The sequence below is a fragment of the Deltaproteobacteria bacterium genome (assembly GCA_021737785.1).
Taxonomy (GTDB): Bacteria; Desulfobacterota; DSM-4660; order Desulfatiglandales; family Desulfatiglandaceae; genus AUK324.
Genome location: JAIPDI010000032.1, coordinates 12344 through 32710 on the forward strand (window position 1 = coordinate 12344; position 20367 = coordinate 32710).

Consider the following 20367-nt stretch of genomic DNA (forward strand, 5'->3'; position numbering starts at 1 on the left):
GGAACTTTCACCTAAATTCTTCTCGCGGACAAGCCTTGTGCATTTTGTAACAAGGTCCTTTATATATGATTTTTGGGGGGTGTCAAGAAAAAATCAACATTAAATTCCGAACGTCTTTTAAAAAGCCTTCCGGGTCGCTGCGATCCTTTGCCCCAAATATCGCTCTTGTGTATAACATGTTGCCATTATTAGTGAATTCCTAAAACATCCAATTCTCCTGTCGGGGTCTTTTGGTTGCACCCGTACATTTGGCGTATAGGGTGGCATACCGGACCGCTGCATTTTTGGACGGGACACCGACAGTTGAACACGAAATACAGAACACGCATGCCACGGGCTGTTCTTGACCGTGCGCGCCCACTTCTCGCTTATCCGGGTTTGTGTGGACCTCAGAGGGACAGAAATCCAAGCTGGTTTTTGCAACGGCTATGCCAGTCGCGCGACATGCATTATGTCCCTTAAACACCTCTGGGACACAAGAGAATAGGGGTTCTTCGGGGTACAAAACCTTGAGGGCGGAGCATGTACCTGTCCATATTTTTTACACAGTGTAAAAGGGCGCCGTCGGCCGCAGGCATACACAATATCAGGCCATCTCCCTCTGTTGTCCCGTGGATTCCAATACACTGCTCCACAACCGGCCCTCCGGATTCACGTGCTTTCGCTTTGAAACGGCCAGAGGTATGGGCACGTGAACAAATTCGCCGTTCCAGTAACTCACGACCATATTGGTCCGGCCGCTCATCCCCGCATGCACCGCGCAGTGGCCTAAAAGGAGGCAGAATACCGAATCATGAGGATTGGCCGGCCTGCTCCGGATGGTGTAACTGGGATCGATGTATTTCAGGGTGATCTTAACCCCTTTCTCTTTGAAATAGGTCCTGATCCGATCTCTCAAAAAGATCCCGATATCCGTGAGGCGGACATTGCCGGATGCATCCCGCTCGCCGGTCTTCTCCAGGAGGCCCTGCCCCGCACCTTCGGCCACCACAATGACGGCATGGCGCCTCTTTTCAAGTCTCTCACTAAGAGCGGATAAAAATGCGTCCAGTCCGAAAGGAACCTCCGGCACCAGGCAGAAGTTGACGTCGCTGTTGGCCAGTGTGGCATGGGCCGCGATAAACCCGGACTCTCTCCCCATGAGTTTCACCAGTCCGATGCCGTTCCGGGCGCCTTCGGCCTCCACATGGGCCGAGTAGATGGAAGTCCGCGTCTCGGCGACTGCGGTCTCGAACCCGAATGATTTTTCCACATAGGAGATATCATTATCAATGGTCTTGGGGATGCCGATCACGCTGATCTTGAGGCCGCGTCGATAGATCTCCTCGGAAATGGCCTCCCCTCCCCGCAGGGTGCCGTCCCCCCCGATGGTGAACAGAATGCCGATGTTCATCCGTTCGAGGGTGTCCACCATGTCCACCACATCCTGAGGCCCCCGGGATGAACCCAGGATCGTCCCCCCTTTCAAGTGGATATCGTACACCTTCTCGATATCCAGTTCCATAGGGGGATGCCGATATGACGGCGAGAGGCCTTCGTATCCGTACCGGAAACCGAATGCCGATGGAACGCCGTAATGATGATAAAGACTCAGTACAATGGCGCGGATCACGTCGTTCAACCCCGGACAGATGCCCCCGCACGTGACGATGCCGCACTTGAGCTTCGAGGGATCGAAATAGATCTTCTTTCTGGGTCCGGCCATTTCAAACGAAAGAAGGGATTTGCCCGCCTTGAGGATGGCCTCCGCTTCCGTGAGGGTGGAGTGAAACGGGACCCGTTCCTCATCGTTGAGGAAATCGGGCGAACCCATGGGAGATGCAATCCGGCATTCCCCGAGGTTCGACACTTCCATGTCCAGTTCATTCAGTTCCATTTAATCTCTCTTTTCGCGGGTGGCGACGGCGTTAAGATTTCAAACGCCGGGGACCCCATCTCGGTTGGGTGGTGCTGCAAGCGTGAAGATACGTAAAAGAGGAATGGGTGTCAACAACATAAACTGCATCCCCTATCCATGCAAGGAGTCCACATTTTGTGGTAAAACCTCTTGACATGCGGGACCGGTGCGCTATATTATCTCCCCTCAAGTTCATAAAAAAGCAAGCAATTCCGGCTCAACATGAATGTAATTTCTCCATTCAGTCAGCCGGCAGCGGTTGTTTACGGCAAATGAATCGGGGAGGTTCGGTTGCGTCATACCTGAGACGTTTTGCTGCACGTATCCTTTACGTTTCTCAGAAAACCCTTAGACTTATTTGTATTCGTTTTCAGCCGGTCCCGGCGTTTATTGACCCGGGGAAGGCTGTCGACAAACAGCAACCCCAAGCAAGAGGAGTGGCTATGAAGTTCCCGTTCATATCCCGTCAATTCCATTTCTTTCTCTTATTTGCCGTTGCCCTCTGCTTTCCTTCGCCATACGTCTCAGCCGAATCACAGATACCGCCGGCGCCTGACAAGGCCCTTTCCGTCAAGATGCTCCGCTTTGGTCAACAGTCCTATGAGAGGGGAAAATACCTGGATGCCAAGGAGTATTTTCGAAAGGCCATCCAGGCGGATCCTACCTTCACGATCGCGTGGAGATATTATGACCTGGCGACACTGTTCGCCCTGGCCGGCAAGGTGGAAAAAAATGCCGATCTGATCGCGCCCGATGTCTCACCGAGGCAGGAAGCGGGCCGAGGCAAGAGCGCGCCACCCACTCCTTCGCCTCCCCGGGCGGCTCCTGCCAAGAAGAAGACATTTGTGATTGAACAAGACGAAGGCTGTTAACCCCATCAGGAATAATTATCATGAATGATGAACGTAACGACAGTGTAATGGCCGGTCTTTTGAGGCAGGCCTATCAGAAAATCTTTTTTGAAAACTGGCCCATATGGTTCGGCGGTGTCCTGATCGGCATCATGAGTGTGATCACCTTTGCCTGGGCCAGACCATGGGGCGTGGCCGGCGGGCTCAGGAACTGGGGGGACTGGTTCTTCAGCCTGGTGGGGATTTACCAGGTTCCGCCGCTTTCCCCGCTCATTTCCACCAATTCAATCCTGACCCTGGGACTTCTCTGGGGCGCCTTTGGCGCAGCGCTGATGTCCAAACAATTTGCCATTCGAATGGCGCCCCCCCTGGAACTCCTCAAGGGCGTCGTGGGCGGAACCCTGATGGGCATCGGGGCGGCCATGGCCGGCGGCTGCAATGTGGGTGGTTTTTATACGGCCTTCAGCGCCCTCTCTCTTGGCGGGCTTGCCATGATGGTGGGGCTATTCGTCGGCGCTTATCTGGGGCTCCGATATATATACTGGGAGCTGGAGCACCTGCCGTCAGGGGCCTCCGGCGCGGGTCAGTCCAAGAAAAGGGAAAACGCCTTTAATTGGCTTCGCATTGAGCCTTATATGGGTGCGGCCGTATTTATCTTTGCCGTATTTTGCGCCTGGCTTTATACCCGCCAGGCCCTTACCCGGGTTGGGGGACTCCTCCTGTGCGGCATTGCCTTCGGAGTGATCATTCAAAGATGCCGGTTCTGTTTTGTCCGGGGGTTCAGGGATCCCTTCATGACCGGCGAGGGGGAGGTGCCCAGGGGTATCGCCATCAGCCTCATGATAAGCGTCCTGGGCTTTGCGGTCCTGAAATGGACCGGCCTCAGGGGGGAAGCGGTCTACGTGACCCAGACCTTCTGGTTCGGGAGCCTGGTGGGCGGCATTGTCTTCGGCTTCGGCATGGTAGTGGCAGGAGGCTGTGGAAGCGGTTCGGTCTGGAGGGCCGGGGAAGGTCAGATCAAGCTCATCATCGCCGTGATCTGTTTTTCCCTGTCCACATCCCTTTTCAAGACCCTGATCAATTCCTCCGAAGGATTCACGGCCCTGATCGGCACCAGGGCGTTTATGCCGCATTATTTCACTTACATGTGGACCCTGGTGATCCTGTTCCTGATCCTTTGCGCCTATTATCTCCTTGCCACGTGGAATGAGGAAACCGACAAGTTCACTGTTGAAATGTAACCGCGTTAAAAGGCAAACCAGGCGGATATTCCGCTGATGGATCCATCCGAATAATAGATGAGGGTGCCATCTTATATCTTGAAGTGTTTGCAATAAAATAACTCATATGAGGAGGGGGGTATCATGACCACCGACATTACACCGGATGAAACCTTGGACTGCAGAGGGCTGAGCTGCCCCATGCCGCTGCTTAAGACAAAAAAAACCGTGGGCAAGATGAAGTCGGGTCAAGTCCTTGAGATATTGGGCACGGACCCCGGCACGAAAAACGACCTTCCCGGCTTTGCCAAAAAGGCCGGGCACGAATACCTCGGCGAAAAGGATGATGATGGATTCACCCACTTTTATCTCAAGGTGAAATAGATCCTTGGATTAACTTCTCTGCATGATGCGGAGAAGTCTTGAGGGGCCATTATCCGGTCATAGCCTTTAGACAAATAAATCTCTGTGTCTTAGCGGCTTTGTGTGAGTCCCGCATGGCGGGATTGGTTGCGGCCGTCAGGCCGCCTTAGGAGTAGGATATGTCCAAAAAACTGGGAATTCTTGTCAGTTCCAATAAACACCTGGATAAGTTGATTGCGCTATGCGGGGCGGCAAAAAATATGGGGGACGTGGAAGTCATCCTGTTTTTTACCCATCTGGGGACCTTGTTGACCCAGGACCCCCGTTTCGGAGAACTGGAAGGTCTGGCCAAGATGTCCCTCTGCAATGTGGGGTTTGAAAGTCATAATCTCAAACCGCCGGTGGTGGGAATCGGTGAAAAGGATTATGGGACCCAGGCCAGGCATGGCGAATTGATTGAAGAGTGTGACCGGTACGTGGCATTTTAGCTTCTTTGTTTGCAATCCCGCCCTGCGGGACACCATGCGGAGAAGTTCTGTTGAACCGCCCCGGTTAACTACGCTATCGCTGTCACTCCGGTCCCAGTTAAACGAGACATGGTTTGACGGGATAAAAAGTTAACGGGGCCAAGGCGCCCCAGTGAAATCCTCCTTCGGAGGCTGCATAGCAGCATTTCACGGGGTAAACAAAGGACCCCAGTACCATCTGCCAGACTCACGGCGGATAAATCTGCCGGAGCTACGGGGCGGGCGCGAAGAGGTTTTGCTCCTTATTCTTTAATAGCCTTTAGACAAAAAAATCTCTGTGTCTTGGTGGCTTTGTTTACCCCGCATGCCCTGTGCAATTCCGGAGGACCGATTGCTCTGGGGTAGCTTCGGAAAATGGTACTGGGGTGTGAGTCCCGCATGGCGGGATTGGTTGCGGCCGTCAGGCCGCCTTAGGAGGAGTCATACAGATGGAAGACGTCAAACATGTGGCCTTTTTGGTGCGAAGGAAAGAAGATCTTTGGGAAGGATCCCGCTCCACCCTCGGCCTGGCGGTTGAGAATTTCTACGCATATATGTTCGTCATCGACGTGGAAGTGGATATGACCGAGGAGTACAAGGAAAACCTGGAATGGCTGGAGGATATGGAATGTGAGTACTTCTCCAACAACAGGATAAACGCGGACGAGCACGGCTTTCAGTACCTGAGTCTGGAAGAAATCGGGCGGAAGCTGAAAGAAATGGATCTCATCATACCCTTTTAGGCCCTTATTCCGAGGTTTTCTGTAACAAAAAACAAGCAGATGATTGTGGGAGGGTGACGTCTTGAATTTGGAATAATGGAAGTATGGAATGATGGAATAATGGGTTTAAGGAAAAAAACCTTTCCTGGGTGATCCAGGTTCCTTTCCCAACCTTCCATTATTCCAACATTCCAGATGTCTGGAGACAATCACTCGAGAGCCACTTTGGTTGCGGTTACCCGCTTTAGGAGCCTGATATGAAACTGCTGCACATATTGAAGTCAGAGCCGGATGACACCACCAAGACCCTGATGGCCATCCTGTCGGAAGGAAACGAGGCCTCCGAGTTTCCGCTTTATGACGGCCCGGTGGATTATGAGAGGCTTATCAATACGATCTTTGCCAATGATAAGGTCGTCTCCTGGTGGTAGCCGCGGAAAAAGACCTCATAGGATTTATGCGTGTCGATTTCTGATTGTCGATTGGATAGCGGCTTGCATCCAAGGTGGTCCACAAGCGGAACCGTAAAGCCTTTTGGTGAAGGCTGTAAGACTTGAAAATATCATCTGAAGCTTCGTGAAAAACGGCTGGGAGGATGGGTCGAAGGCAGGTGATGAGGCTCAGGCAGAGCGCCTTTAGTCCGCCCTCTCTATGCCGTAGCGCCGGATCTTGTTATACAGGGTGGTCCGGTCAATGCCCAGGATCTCTGCGCTTTTGGAGATGTTCCATCCGTTCTTTTTGAGTACATGGGCGATATGCTCCCGCTCCACTGATTTCAGGGATTGATCCTCGACAGACTCAATATATTCCTGGCGGAAGATGGGGAGGTCCTCGGGCATAATCTTTCTTTCCTTGCCGATAACCACCGCCCTCTCAATGGCGTTTTCCAGCTCCCGCACGTTCCCCGGCCATTCATACAGCATCATTTCGTCCATGGCCTCACGGCTGATCTGGTCGATATCCTTGTTGGTCTCCTGGGCAAAACGCCTGAGAAAATGTTCCGCCAGGAGAGGGATATCCTCTTTCCGTTCCCTCAGCGGCGGCATGGCAAAAGCGATCACATTCAACCGATAATAGAGATCTTCCCGAAAGGTTCGTTCCTTGATCGCCTCCTCCAGGTTCTTGTTGGTGGCGGCGATGACCCGAAAGTCCGCCTCTATCGGCTGTGTGCCCCCCACCCGGTAAAACACCCTGTCCTCCAGGACTCGCAAGAGGTCGATCTGCATCCGCATGCTGATCTCGCCGATCTCATCCAGGAAGAGGGTCCCCTGGTGGGCCAGTTCCAGCCGGCCCTTCTTGGTGGTCTTGGCATCGGTAAAGGCCCCTTTCTGATATCCGAATAACTCGCTTTCCAGAAGATGCTCTGGAAAGGCGCCGCAGTTGACCACCACAAAAGGTCCCTCTGAACGGGGGCTCTGGGTATGGATCGCCCTCGCCGCAAGACCCTTGCCCGTTCCGGTCTCGCCCAGGATCAACACCGTCGCATCGTTGGGGGCCACGTCCTGCACCAAATCAAATACCTTCTGCATAGAAGGAGCCTGCCCGATCATATTTTCGAACCGGGTCCTCTCCCTGTACTCCTCTTTAAGAAAGAGGGTTTCCCGCTCCCTGGCCTGACGCTGCACGATTTTCTCAATGAGCATCCCCAGTTCATTGGGATCAAAGGGTTTCAGAAGATAGTCATAGGCCCCCTGTTTCATGGCATCGATGGCCGTGGAGATGGAACCGAACGCCGTAATGATCACCACGGCCACGTCCGGATCGCTCTCCCGGACACTCCGCAGTACGTCCAGGCCGCTCATCCCTTCCATCTTCATGTCCACCAGGAGGATGTCGAACTTGACGCCCTTCAGCATTTCCAGGGCTTCTTCTCCACTGGCCGCCTTCTCCACATGGTACCCGTCCCGTTGAAGCCATCCGGCCAGGGATTCCCGCATGATCAATTCATCATCCACAATAAGGATCTTGGTATGCTCCATCGGCAGGTGTCTTCTCCTTTTATGATCCCTCTTTGTCCCTGTCCCCGGTTTGACCCAGAGGAATTTCCACCCTAAAGGTGGTTCCCCTGCCCACCTCGGAGGACACGGCGATGCTGCCCCCATACTCCTCGATGATTCCATAAACCACGGAAAGCCCCAGGCCCACCCCTTTCCCTTTTTTCTTGGTGGTGAAAAAGGGCTCAAAAAGGCGCTTCTGGTTTTCCCTGGAAATGCCCACCCCGCTGTCCTGAATGCAGACCACCACGCTGTTATGTCTCAGGGAATGCACGGTGGCGATGTTCAGGATGCCGCCGTCAGTTTCCATGGCCTCGGCGGCATTGGATATCAGGTTCATCATAATCTGCTGAAACTGATCTTCCGATCCCAATACATCCGGGAGATTCTGATCCAGATTGGTGGTGACCTTGATGCGGTTTATCTTCAGGAGATTGGCGTTCAGAAAGAGGGTCTTTTCAATGATCCGGTTGATACTGACCTCCCCGACAGTCAATTTTGACTGTCTGGAAAAGGCCAGCAGATTGGAGACGATCCGGCTGATCCGCCGGGTTTCGGTCTCCATGAGATGGACATATTCCCTGAACTGCCCGATCTCCTTCTCTCCCACAGATCCCTCATCAATGATGCGCTGGATCAGTACGAGGAGATTGAGCATCCCGGCAATGGGATTGTTGATTTCATGGACCACCGACGCAGACAGTTTTCCCAAAGACGCCATCTTGTCCTGATGAAGGAGTTTTTCGTGGGTCTCTTCCAGTTGTCGCGTCCGTTCTTCAACCATCTGTTCGAGTCGCTGGGTAATCTCCTCTTCTTCCCGCTTCCGGTCGGTGATGTCCCGGCTGATTTCGACAAACCGTGAGATCTTTCCATCGCTCTCCCATATGGGGAAGAGGGTCACTTCGATATACCGGAGTTCACCGTTATGGCCCACCCGGGTCAGGACCTGCTGATCCGGCCGTCTGTTCCGGATCACCTCGTTCAGCGGACACACAATATCTCCCTGGGCACAGGGCTCGCTGGTATTCTGAAAGATCTCGTGACATGTCCGGCCGATGACCTCATCCCGGGAATACCCCATATGGTCCAGGAAGGCCCGGTTCGCCTCGACGATCTTTCTCTCCGGTGTGATCACTACGATAAAATCCTGGATCCCATCCAGGATGGTCATGAGTTCTTTGGTGCGGTCTCTCAGCTCCTTTTCCTGCCAGGTTACCGTGTTCCACAGCAATCTGAACACGCGGTTGGAAAGGAGACGGATATGGATCGGCTTGGTGGCCAGAATATCGCTGAAAACCGCCTCTTCGGGCACCAGGTCGATGATGAGATCGATCCGATGCTCCGGGCTGTAGAATTCATGATAGTCGGAAACGGCGATCAGCCCCATTTCGCGGGCCAGGACGATTCCCGGGGCCTTTGGATCCGGGTCGGCCACCGCAACGATCCGGGCCCCGTTAACAAAGTTCTTGCCGTATATCATCGTCTTTTCGATGAATTCCCTGCAAAACCCGCCACCGCCGACAATGCCGATTCTGGTGGTGGGCATCTCTTTTTCAGACATGGACGACGCTCCGATTCAGGCATGATATCCCCTCGCCGGGCAAAACCCTTGCGTTTTTGCAGCCGAGGCAGGGTCTACACGCATTCGCGATGGTATTGATCAACCGCAGGGATGGATGGGATCTATTTGGCGACAATGTATCATGGCCATGCCCCCGCTTCAAGGGGTTATTTTTCCAATTTCAATCAGGGGGTCCCCTTGCGGCCGCTTGGAAAACCCTGGGAGTTTTTTTATTGACAGCCTTCAGGAATCATGAGAAAAAGACTGAACCCCAAATTCCGGCCAAGCGCCGTTTCAAGAAAATCCCATAAGGAGTACTTCATGCCCGGAAAAACCGTTGGATCCGTCATGGTGGTAGGTGGTGGAATTGCAGGAATGCAGGCCGCTCTGGATCTGGCCGATTCAGGATATCTGGTTCACCTGGTGGAGAAATCGCCCGCCATTGGCGGGGTCATGAGCGAGTTGGACAAGACCTTTCCCACCAATGACTGCGCCATGTGAATTATCTCACCCAAACTGGTCGAGGTCGGCCGGCATCTGAACATCAATCTGATCACATGTGCGGAAGTGGCGGAGGTTGAGGGGACCCAGGGGAACTTTCAGGTGACCTTGCACAAAACCCCCCGTTTTATCGATGAGAACAAGTGTACGGCCTGCGGCGATTGCGCCGAGGCATGCCCCGTGAGTCTTCCCAATGAATATGACCAGGGCCTGAACCAACGTAAGGCCGCATTCAAGAAATATGCTCAGGCCATTCCCGGGGCGTTTTCCATCCAGAAAACAGACAAGGCCCCCTGCCGGCTGGCCTGCCCGGCCGGGCTGAACGTGCAGGGGTATGTACAGATGGTACGCCAGGGCAAATATAAGGAAGCCCTCAAGATCATCATGGAAGACCTTCCCCTGCCCGGTGTCCTGGGCCGCATCTGCCCCCACGGCTGCGAAGACGCGTGCCGGCGGTGCGAGGTGGATGACCCGGTGGCCATACGGGACCTTAAGCGGCTGGCCGCGGATCAGTTTGATCCCAGAGACATCGAAATCGCGTGTGCCCCCCCCAGGACGGAAAAGGTGGCCATTATCGGCTCGGGTCCTGCCGGGCTTTCGGCAGCCTATCACCTGGCGCGGAAAGGCATCCTCTCCACCATTTTTGAGGCCCTGCCGGAACCCGGGGGCATGCTGCGGGTGGGGATCCCGGATCATCGTCTTCCGAGGGAGATCCTGGACAACGAGATCGAGGTGATCACCAACCTGGGTGTTGAGATCAAGACCGACACGCCGTTGGGCCGGGATCTGACCGTGGATCATCTCTTGGACAACGGATACAGCGCCGTATACCTGGCCCTCGGCGCCCATAAGGGGATCGAGCTGGGAATCCCCGGGGAAAAGGCCCGGGGGGTCCGCCAGGGGGTGGACTTTTTGAGAGAGATGAACCTCAAGGGAACCGCGGCGGTCGGAAAGAGAGTGGCCATCGTCGGCGGGGGCAATGTGGCCATAGACGTCTCCCGCTCCGCTATCCGTCTTGGGGCGGAAGAGGTCACCATCCTTTACCGTCGGACCCGTGCCGAGATGCCTGCCTGGGAAGAAGAGATCCGGGCCGCGGAGGCGGAAGGGGTTCAAATCAGCTACCTGTCGGCCCCCCAGGAGGCCCTGGTCGAAGATGGAAAAATTGTGGGACTCCGGTGTATCCGAATGGAACTGGGCGATGCCGATTCCTCAGGCAGAAGACGTCCTGTTCCGATCCCGGGAAGCGAGTACGATATCAAGATCGATCACCTCATTCCGGCCATCGGGCAGCGTCCCGATCTGTCGGCATTAGAGGACATTTCAGATATCGGATTCTCCAAGTGGGGGACTACAGAAGCAGACCCGGTGACCTACGAGACCGGACGCAAAGGCGTCTTTGCCGGGGGCGATCTTCAAACCGGGCCCTGGGTGGCCATCGGCGCCATTGCGGCAGGACGGGAGGCGGCCGAATCCATTGTCCGTTATCTGGACGGCCGTGACATGGCCGAAGGCCGGACTCCCCTTGCCGTTGAAAACCCGGCATACCGTCCAATCCCCGAGAACCAGCCCATACAGTCCCGGGCCCGAATGCCGGAGAGGCCTCTTGATCAGCGGGCAGGCAACTTTTTTGAAGTTGAACTGGGATATGACGAGGAGACCGGAAAAGGGGAGGCCGGCCGGTGTCTCAACTGCGGATACTGCTGCGAATGCTATCAATGTGTGGAGGCCTGCGGGGCCGGAGCAGTCACCCTGGAATCCCATGCCCAGAAGCCCGAGGCCCTTGCCCTTGATGTGGGATCCATCATACTGGCCCCGGGTTTCCAGCCGTTTGATCCATCACGATTTGAGACCTACAATTACGCGGCGCATCCGAATATCATCACTTCCATGGAATTTGAAAGAATCCTGTCCGCGTCCGGACCCACCATGGGGCACCTGGCCAGGATATCCGATCACAAGGAACCCAAAAAGATTGCATGGCTCCAATGCATCGGCTCAAGGGACATCAACCGGTGCGACAACGGCTTCTGTTCTTCCGCCTGCTGCATGTATGCCATCAAGGAAGCGGTCATCGCCAAAGAACACGCGGGCGGTGCCCTGGATTGCGCCATCTTCTACATGGATATGCGGACCCATGGAAAAGACTTTGAACGCTATTACGACACTGCCAGGGAAAAACACGGCGTTCGCTTTATCCGTTCCAGGGTCCACACCATCGATCCTGTCGATGGAAGCGATGATGTCCTGCTGAAATACGCTACCGAAGCCGGAGAGATCGTTGAAGAGCACTTCGATATGGTGGTCCTTTCGGTGGGGCTTGAAACCTCGCCCGAGACCGTCACCCTGGCCCAGGAACTGCGAATCGATCTGACCGAAGGCCGGTTCTGCCGGACCCCTTCATTTCATCCTGTGGCCACATCCAGGGAGGGGATTTATGTGTGCGGGGCCTTTGCCGGACCCAAAGACATCCCTCAGTCCGTGATCGAGGCCAGCTCTGCAGCCGCCGAGGCAGGGGCCCTTCTGCGGGACGCGCGAAATACCCTGACCCGGACCCGTGAGGTCCCCCAAGAGCGGAACATTATGGGTGAACGCCCCCGTATCGGCGTTTTTGTATGCCAGTGCGGCATCAATATCGGTTCGGTCGTGGATGTGCCGGCAGTGCGGGATTATGCCGCATCCCTCCCCTTTGTGGAATATGTGACGGACAATCTCTACACCTGCTCGCAGGATACCCAGGAGGCCATGACCCGGGTGATCACGGAGAATGATCTCAACCGTATCGTGGTGGCCGCCTGTACCCCCAAGACCCATGAGCCCCTGTTCCAGGAAACGCTCATCAACGCAGGTCTGAACAAATATCTCTTTGAGATGACCAACATCCGGAACCAGGACTCCTGGGTCCACAAGGACGATCCGATCATGGCCACGGAAAAGGCCAAGGATCTCGTTCGCATGGCCGTGGCCAAGGCGGCCATGGTGGAGCCTCTCCTGGAAGTCGAAGTGGATGTGGATCAGAAGGCCCTGGTGGTGGGGGGGGGGATCTCGGGGATGTCCGCGGCAAAGAGCCTCTCCGATCAAGGCTATGAGGTGTGCCTGGTAGAGCGGTCATCCGCACTGGGCGGGCAGGCCCTCAACCTCTTCAGGACCTGGAAGGCCGAGGATATTCAGCAGAATCTCTCCCAGCTGATCGCGTCAATAACCTCCGACAGCAACATCCATGTGCGTCTGGGGACGGAACTGACGAACGTTGACGGATTTGTCGGGAGCTTTAAGACGACCCTGGGCGCTGACGGAAAGGAAGACCTCTTTGAACATGGTGTGGCCGTCATCGCAACCGGGGCCTCTGAATTCAAACCGGATGAATATCTTTACGGCCAAGATCCCAGGGTGGTCACCCATCTGGAACTGGACCGTAAATTGATGGATCCGGACCCCTCTCTGAAATCCCTCGGAACCGCCGTGTTTATTCAATGCGTCGGGTCGCGCGAGCCTCAAAGGCCCTACTGCTCGAGGGTATGCTGTACCCACTCCATGGAGAGCGCCATTCATCTCAAGGAGATGAATCCGGATATGAATGTATACATCCTGTATCGTGATATCCGGACATACGGGGAGCGGGAATATCTCTATCGCAAGGCAAGGGCTGCCGGCATCCTCTTTTTCCGGTTTTCATTAGATCAGAAGCCCCGGGTCACCGCCGGTCAGGAGACCCTGGAGGTGGAGGTCATGGATCAAATCCTCGGAAGGCCCGTCCTCATAAAGGCCGACCTGGTTTCCCTGGCCACGGCCATCGTCCCCTACAGGGATGAAAAACTGGCCCAGTTTTTCAAGGTGCCGATAAATGAAGACGGGTTTTTTGTCGAGGCCCACGCCAAGTTGGGACCCTCCCAGTTTGCCACGGATGGGGTCTTTCTCTGCGGCATGGCCCACTATCCCAAGCCGATCGATGAATCGGTGGCCCAGGCACAGGCCGCGGCATCCAGGGCCGTCACCCTCCTGGCCAGGAAGAAGATCCAGGTCAGCGGCACCATCGCCCATGTCAATCCGCTGCTTTGCAGTAGTTGCGGCGTATGTGTGGACGTCTGCCCCTATTCCGCGCCCTCCTTTGTCTTGGAAGGCCGTTTTGCAGGGAAGGCGGAGATCAATCCGGTACTGTGCAAGGGATGCGGCCTGTGCGTGGCATCGTGCCGGTCCGGGGCCCTGAATCTCAGGGGATTCGGGGAAGACCAGATCATGGCCATGATCAATGAGATATAGGGGTGAATTGAGGAATTGAGGAATGAGGGATTGAGTGATTCGGGATTCCGTCTCCACTATCCGGTAACCAGTATCCAGTATCCAGTATCCAGTAACCAGCAATCAGCAACCAGGAGAAGATCATGAGTGACTGGGAAGCAAAAATAACAACATTTCTCTGCAACTGGTGCAGCTACGGGGCGGCCGATCTGGCGGGGGTAAGCCGGTTTCAGTATCCCCCCGACTTCCGGATTATCCGGGTCCCCTGCTCGGCCAGGGTCAGTCCCAAGTTTGTGCTGGCCGCCTTTCGACACGGGGCCGACGGCGTCTGGGTGTCCGGGTGACACCCCGGAGACTGCCATTACCTGGAAGGTAATTACTATGCGAGAAGAAAATTTGCGCTCTTAAAAGGCCTGTTGGAACATGTGGGCATTGAACCGGGGAGGCTCCATTTTTCGTGGATATCTTCGGCCGAGGCCACCAAATTCGTGGATGTGGCCAATACCGTGGCAAAGGAAGTGAAGGACCTGGGCCCGGCCCGGTATTTTATCAAAAAGAGAGCTGAGGTGGCATAATGCTCAAGTATACTGAAAAAATCCAGGAGATCGCCAAGCGGCTGCTTCAGGAGAAAAAAATAGACGTATTCATCGGGTACAAGAAAGGATCCGTCCCCATGATGAACGAACCCCTCCTGATCACCGATCCGGATAAGGCGGACCGGCTTTACTGGGACAACTTCTGCGGTCTGAACCTGTGCAATTATCTGACCCGGCGAACCGACAAAATCGGAATCGTGGCCAACGGGTGCAATTCCCGGAACATCGTCACCCACATCATCGAAAACCAGATCCAGCGGGATCAGCTCTATATCGTGGGGATTCCGTGCGAGGGGATGATCGATCACCGGGCCGTCATGCGAGCGGTAAAGCAGAAAGAGATATCGGATATAGAACAGCATGGCAACACCTTTACCGTAAAGGGCGCCGACTTTGAAGAGACCTTTGAAAAGGAGAAATTTCTGCAAACCAACTGCGCCGTCTGCATTCACCGCAATCCGGTGATCTACGATGAGCTCTTAGGCGATCTGGTGGAAGAGCAGACCGATGTGTCGCCGTATCAGGATGTGGAAAAGGTGGAGGAGATGGACCCGGAAAAGAAACAGGGGTTCTTCACCCGGCTGATCTCCCGGTGCATCCGCTGTTATGCCTGCCGCAACGCCTGTCCCTTGTGTTACTGTCCCACCTGTTTTGTGGATGAATCAAAACCCCAGTGGGTGGGGAAGAGCAGCGATCCGACCGACACCATGACCTTCCATCTTCTGAGGGCGTATCACTGCGCAGGGAGGTGCACGGACTGCGGGGCGTGCGAACGGGTCTGTCCCATGGGGATCTCCATGCGGCAGTTTACCAAGAAACTCAACAAAGACTGCCAGGACCTCTTCTCGTGGGAGGCGGGGCTGACCGTTGACCAGCGACCGCCCCTGGATGTATACCGGCCGGACGACTATAACGAGTTTATAAAATAGGTGACTAAAGTGAACTAAAATGGTCTCACACAAAGCCACAGAGAGATACGATATTGGTTTAACATGTCCCGGCTTTTATTTTTCTTTGTGCCTTTGTGTCTCCGTGTGAGCCATCTACCGAAATGTTTCATAGAGGTCAATCATGACAGATAAGATATTCACCAAGGAAGAATGGATAAAGGCGCTGGAAGGGCTGAAGGATGCCTACACCCTTTTGGTGCCTGTGAAGGACGGGGATTTTCACACCTTCATGCCCCTGAGTGAGGGGAAGACCGCTGATTTTGATTTTCAAAACAGCAGGCTTTCCCCTAAATCGGTGATCTATCCCCAATCGGAACGGCTGTTTGAATACACCCTGGACAGCGCTGACCCTGAGGCCAACATCCTGAAGGAATCTCCAAAAGACTATTCCCCGAGAGCCGTTGTGGGAATACGGCCCTGTGACGCCCATGCATTCCAGATTGTGAAGCGCAACTTTGATAATCCCGAGTACCGCGATCCCTGGTGGGTGCGGCATTTTGAATCGACCACCCTGATCGGCCTGGGCTGCAGCGATCCCTGTTCGACCTGCTTCTGTACCGCAGTGGGCGGGGGCCCGTTTCATGAAGAGGGCCTGGATGCCGTTATCTTCGATCTGGGGGATCGTTACCTGATCAAGGGCATTACCGACAAAGGAGAGGCGTTTCTGGCCAAGATGACCGGGGGAAGGGCCGCGGACCAGGACGATTTGAAAGCCGCGGAAGGACTGGCCGCCTCCGCCTCTAAAAAGATCACCGCATCCGTTCCCACGGACAAATTGAAGGCAAAGAAAACCAACGATCTCTTCAATGCCCCCTTCTGGGAAGAGGTCGCCTTTGGGTGTCTCAATTGCGGGACCTGCACCTATCTCTGTCCCACCTGCTGGTGTTTTGACATCCAGGACGAGGTCTCGGGAAAAGAGGGCGACAGGATGAGGAACTGGGATTCCTGCATGTTCCCCCTCTTTACCCTTCACGGCTCCGGGCACAACCCGAGAGACGTCAAAGTCCAACGCGTTCGCCAGCGGTTCATGCACAAGCTGAAGTACTATGTGGACAAATATGACAACGGCGTTCAATGTTCCGGCTGCGGTCGCTGCGTCCGCTACTGCCCGGTCAACATCGATATACGGGATGTCTGCGAGCGGATGAACACCTATTAGGCCCTTAGGGCGTCTATATTTATAGATCGTCTCAGAGCTTCTGTGGTCAGACGCATCTAAAGCGAATTGAGGAATTGCGAATTAAGGAATTGACGAATTGGCACGATGGAAGAACATTTGTCAAAATTCCTGAATTCCTGAATCCTGAATTCCTGAATTTCAAATATCTTTGGTTGCGGCCGTTAGGCCGCCTTGGATGTTTAAGGAGGTCACCCCCTTGGAAAATCCGTATTTGCCCTATCCGGTCCGAATCGATCGGATCACCACCGAAACCGAGGACAGGAATCTGAAGACCTTCAGATTTGTTTTTCTGAATCCCGAACATGAGGAGAAATTTGCCTATACGCCGGGGCAGTTTGCGGAATTATCCGTGGCGGGTAAGGGTGAAATCCCCATCGGTATCGCATCCTCGCCCACGGAAAAGGGATTTGTCGCTTTTACGGTCAACAAGGTCGGGCTCGTCACCACCCATCTCCACAATATGAAAGAGGGGGATGTAATGGGACTCCGGGGGCCGATGGGCAACTGGTATCCGTGGGACGAGATGGAGGGAAAAAATGTGGTCATCGTCGGCGGCGGGTTTGCCTTCACCACCCTGAGATCCAGCATCGTCTATATGCTGCACCCCGAAAACCGACCCAGATTCAAGGACATCACCGTGGTGTACGGGGCCAGAAGCCCGGGCATGCTGCTGTACAAGGATGAACTGGCGGCATGGGAGCAGCGGGATGACATCCATATGCATATCACGGTGGATGGTACCGATGACCCTGACTGGAAATACAATGTCGGGTTTGTCCCCACCATCACCGAACAAAAGATCAAGAGTGCGGACAACGCCATTGCCATCGTGTGCGGCCCGCCCATCATGATCCGGTTCACCCAGCCGGTCCTGGAAAAGCTGGGATTCCCGCCGGAACGGATTATCCTCTCTCTGGAAATGCGGATGAAATGCGGCATCGGGATCTGCGGCCGGTGCAATATCGGGGACAAATACGTGTGCAAGGACGGTCCTGTCTTCTCGCTCGCTCAACTCAAGGAAATGCCCCCGGAATATTAGCCACACACACCGGTTCCTCTTCCTAAATCCTTCTTTCCGGGCCTGGCCTGATGTCTCCTGCACTCCCTGAAGGGTCGGGCTCGGTCTTTTTCGAGTTACCACCAAAGCGTCTAATTCCGACAATCATTGGGGGGATGTGTCTCTCCGCTTCCGGGTGAGATATTTTCGGTTGCGGTTATGCCGGCCGAGGACTATCCTCTTGTGGAGTGACACTGGAACCATCTGATCAATCTCGAATACGGGGAGAGGGAGATGAATGGAAACCATCAGTTGATCAAGAGGGGCGCGCAATCACGGATAACGCTGAAGGCCGCCATCATCGGAGGAGGAAATGCCTGCCATAACCTCCTGATGCTCCTTAGCGACGAACGTCTGACACGGTTAAGACTGGAAATCGTGGGCGTAGCAGATCCTGATCCGGAGGCCCCCGGTATGGTCCGGGCCATGGAGATGGGAATCTTCACCACCTCTGATTTCACCGATCTTTATCCCCTTCCGGGTCTGAATCTTCTCATTGAATTGACCGGTTCCATGGATATCAGGGAACGAATGATCCGCACCAAGCCCCTTCACATCAGTTCTATCGACCATCGGGGGGCCCGTCTATTCTGGGACCTGATCCAGATAGAAGTGGAAACGCAGCAACTTCAACAGGCCTCGAAAGAGGCCATCCGAAAGGAACGGGACTGGTCCCAGAAGTTTATTGATTCCCTTGCCGACAAGATCATGGTGCTGAACAGGGACCGCACCATCCATCGGGTCAACAGGACCTTTCTGAGGGAAAGCGGGGTCACCGAAGAGACCGTACTGGGGAAACCCTGTTATGAGATCACCCGCCACTCCTCCGAAGTATGCAGCGGCGATGCCTTTGTCTGTCCGTTTGACAAGGTCTTGGAAACCGGTACCAGCTATTCTGCCATCCATGAGCATATGACAGGCGACGGAAACAGGATCTTTGAAGAGATCATGGCCACCCCTATCCTGAATGATGGGGCCGAGATCGTCCAGGTCATCGAAGGGATCCGGGATGTGACCCGGCGGGTCGGCCTGCAGGAAGAGGTGCGCCGGAACAAGGAATACCTGGAAAACATCATCGTCAATTCCTCGGACATGATCATCACCACCAACCTCCAGGGGAAGGTGGTTACCTTTAATCCGGGGGCCGAACATATGCTGGGCTATACGCAGGAAGAGGTCCTGGGAACGGATATCGAAGCCCTGTGGAAGGCGCCGGAAGAGCGGCGCCGGCTCATGGCCGAGGTAAAGGCAAGAGGATTTGTGAATAATTACCCGACTACCCTCATCGGCAAAGACGATCAGGAGGTGGAGATCAGCCTCTCTTTGGCCGAACTGCGCGACAGCGAGGGGCATGTCCTGGGCACGGTGGGGATCAGCAAGGATGTCACTGAAGAGAACCGCCTTCGCCGAAAGCTCATCGAGCGGGAAATGGAGTTGCGTAAGGCCAATGATTTCATGAACAAGATCATTCAGAGTTCGCCCGATGCCATCATGGCCACAGATATGAAAGGAAACATCATCATCTGGAATCAGGCCGCAGAGGAAACCCTCGGTTACCGGGCGACGGACGTCATCGGCAAGATGAATATTGACAGGATCTATCCCCAGGGAACAGCCAAAAGGGTCATGCAGATGATGCGAAGCCCTGAGCACGGCCCGGTCGGCAAACTGAGATCCTACCCGATGGTCTATGTCCGTCAGGACGGCGAGGTGGTGGAAGGAAACCTCTCCTCCGCTATTATTTATGACGCCGACGGCGCTGAAACGGCCTCTGTGGGCATTTTTGTGGACCTGGAAGAACGCTTGAACATGGAACGGAAGCTCCGGCAGACCCAGGAACAGCTATTGCAATCCGAAAAGCTGGCTGCCATGGGACGATTGACCTCTCAGATCGCCCACGAGCTGAACAACCCCCTTTACGGCATCATGAATACCCTGGAACTGCTGAAAACCGAGATCTCCCCCCAGAACAAGCGTCGAAAGATCCTGGAGATGGCCCTGTCGGAAACGGAAAGGCTCTCTGAAATGCTCCGGAAAATGTTGTCGTTCTCCAAACCCGATGAAGAAACCAAACAGCCTTCAGACATCAACAATATCCTGGACGAAATCCTCCTCCTCCACGAAAAACAGCTCCGGGAACACAGCATTACCCTGTCAATATCCCTGGGGAAAAATCTCGGAGCGGTGTATGCTTCTAAGAATCAGCTCAGGCAGGTCTTTCTCAATATGATCGCCAACGCCAGGGATGCCATGCCGGACGGGGGGACCTTGACGGTGGCCACCAGGGTGGTGGAGGATATGCTCCATATAGAATTCTCGGATACCGGGACCGGCATCAGAAAAGAGGACCTCAGCAAAATCTTCGATGCATTTTTTACGACCAAAGACAGCATCAAGGGCGTAGGTCTCGGCCTGTCTGTCTGCTACGGGTTCATCAAAGATCACGGCGGCGATATCCGGGTGGAAAGCCATCCCGATTCCGGCACCACCTTTACCATTACCCTTCCAGTACACAAAGAAACTGCGGATCCGCCGGAGTCCTGATCGTCCTCCTTGGGCACCGACCGGATAGCATCTGCTTACCCGATGCCCATCCCCCCATTCTGAAGTATCCTCGCTGCAATCCGAAAACATCGCCAAGGCCCAATCGACGCTTCGCCCTGTACAGACGGCACGGGGAAATCCCGAAACCGTCCGAGAATCGCAGGTTACCTTCGAGCAAAAGAAAACAAT

16 protein-coding genes are annotated in these 20367 nt (G+C 54.7%); 13 read left to right on the forward strand and 3 right to left on the reverse strand.

Going from position 1 to position 20367, the window contains the following annotated elements:
- Nucleotides 1-586 precede the first annotated feature (586 nt).
- Entirely contained in the window at nucleotides 587-1876 is a 1290-nt protein-coding gene (locus tag K9N21_15680; GenBank protein ID MCF8145356.1) for an ATP-dependent 6-phosphofructokinase, read from the reverse strand.
- A gap of 464 nt (nucleotides 1877-2340) precedes the next feature.
- On the opposite strand from K9N21_15680, the gene K9N21_15685 reads away from it, so the two are divergent.
- From K9N21_15685 to K9N21_15710, 6 genes are all read left to right on the forward strand, one after another.
- Nucleotides 2341-2769: a hypothetical protein gene (locus K9N21_15685; GenBank protein ID MCF8145357.1), complete on the forward strand. Its 429-nt coding sequence runs from the start codon at nucleotides 2341-2343 to the stop codon at nucleotides 2767-2769.
- A 20-nt stretch (nucleotides 2770-2789) separates the two neighbouring features.
- Nucleotides 2790-3989 (forward strand): YeeE/YedE family protein, encoded by a 1200-nt coding sequence (locus K9N21_15690; GenBank protein MCF8145358.1) that lies wholly within the window; start codon nucleotides 2790-2792, stop codon nucleotides 3987-3989.
- A gap of 123 nt (nucleotides 3990-4112) precedes the next feature.
- On the forward strand, nucleotides 4113-4352 hold the full coding sequence (locus tag K9N21_15695) for a sulfurtransferase TusA family protein (GenBank protein MCF8145359.1): 240 nt from the start codon (nucleotides 4113-4115) through the stop codon (nucleotides 4350-4352).
- Nucleotides 4353-4510: 158 nt separating this feature from the next.
- Nucleotides 4511-4819 (forward strand): hypothetical protein, encoded by a 309-nt coding sequence (locus K9N21_15700; GenBank protein MCF8145360.1) that lies wholly within the window; start codon nucleotides 4511-4513, stop codon nucleotides 4817-4819.
- 467 nt (nucleotides 4820-5286) lie between these two features.
- Nucleotides 5287-5580 (forward strand): hypothetical protein, encoded by a 294-nt coding sequence (locus K9N21_15705; protein ID MCF8145361.1) that lies wholly within the window; start codon nucleotides 5287-5289, stop codon nucleotides 5578-5580.
- 236 nt (nucleotides 5581-5816) lie between these two features.
- A complete protein-coding gene (locus tag K9N21_15710; GenBank protein ID MCF8145362.1) occupies nucleotides 5817-5990 on the forward strand; it encodes a hypothetical protein in 174 nt (57 codons plus the stop codon).
- A 204-nt stretch (nucleotides 5991-6194) separates the two neighbouring features.
- Here the strand turns inward: K9N21_15710 and K9N21_15715 are convergent, their stop codons facing one another.
- Both K9N21_15715 and K9N21_15720 read right to left on the reverse strand, forming a co-directional pair.
- Nucleotides 6195-7538, reverse strand: a complete 1344-nt coding sequence (locus K9N21_15715; GenBank protein MCF8145363.1) for a sigma-54 dependent transcriptional regulator — start codon at nucleotides 7536-7538, stop codon at nucleotides 6195-6197.
- Between the two features lie 19 nt (nucleotides 7539-7557).
- Entirely contained in the window at nucleotides 7558-9114 is a 1557-nt protein-coding gene (locus K9N21_15720) for a PAS domain-containing protein (GenBank protein ID MCF8145364.1), read from the reverse strand.
- A 321-nt stretch (nucleotides 9115-9435) separates the two neighbouring features.
- Here K9N21_15720 and K9N21_15725 point away from each other — a divergent pair, with 321 nt between their 5' ends.
- From K9N21_15725 to K9N21_15755, 7 genes are all read left to right on the forward strand, one after another.
- Nucleotides 9436-13872 (forward strand): FAD-dependent oxidoreductase, encoded by a 4437-nt coding sequence (locus K9N21_15725; GenBank protein ID MCF8145365.1) that lies wholly within the window; start codon nucleotides 9436-9438, stop codon nucleotides 13870-13872.
- 122 nt (nucleotides 13873-13994) lie between these two features.
- Nucleotides 13995-14195: a hydrogenase iron-sulfur subunit gene (locus K9N21_15730; GenBank protein MCF8145366.1), complete on the forward strand. Its 201-nt coding sequence runs from the start codon at nucleotides 13995-13997 to the stop codon at nucleotides 14193-14195.
- Between the two features lie 21 nt (nucleotides 14196-14216).
- Nucleotides 14217-14426: a hydrogenase iron-sulfur subunit gene (locus K9N21_15735; protein MCF8145367.1), complete on the forward strand. Its 210-nt coding sequence runs from the start codon at nucleotides 14217-14219 to the stop codon at nucleotides 14424-14426.
- Nucleotides 14426-15376: a 4Fe-4S dicluster domain-containing protein gene (locus tag K9N21_15740; protein ID MCF8145368.1), complete on the forward strand. Its 951-nt coding sequence runs from the start codon at nucleotides 14426-14428 to the stop codon at nucleotides 15374-15376. The genes K9N21_15735 and K9N21_15740 overlap by 1 nt, the downstream gene beginning before the upstream one ends.
- Nucleotides 15377-15518: 142 nt before the next feature.
- Entirely contained in the window at nucleotides 15519-16556 is a 1038-nt protein-coding gene (locus tag K9N21_15745) for a 4Fe-4S dicluster domain-containing protein (GenBank protein MCF8145369.1), read from the forward strand.
- A gap of 217 nt (nucleotides 16557-16773) precedes the next feature.
- The gene (locus tag K9N21_15750) at nucleotides 16774-17616 is read left to right on the forward strand and encodes an FAD/NAD(P)-binding protein (protein MCF8145370.1); all 843 of its coding nucleotides are present in this window, start codon (nucleotides 16774-16776) and stop codon (nucleotides 17614-17616) included.
- A gap of 549 nt (nucleotides 17617-18165) precedes the next feature.
- A complete protein-coding gene (locus K9N21_15755; GenBank protein ID MCF8145371.1) occupies nucleotides 18166-20178 on the forward strand; it encodes a PAS domain S-box protein in 2013 nt (670 codons plus the stop codon).
- Nucleotides 20179-20367: the final 189 nt, after the last annotated feature.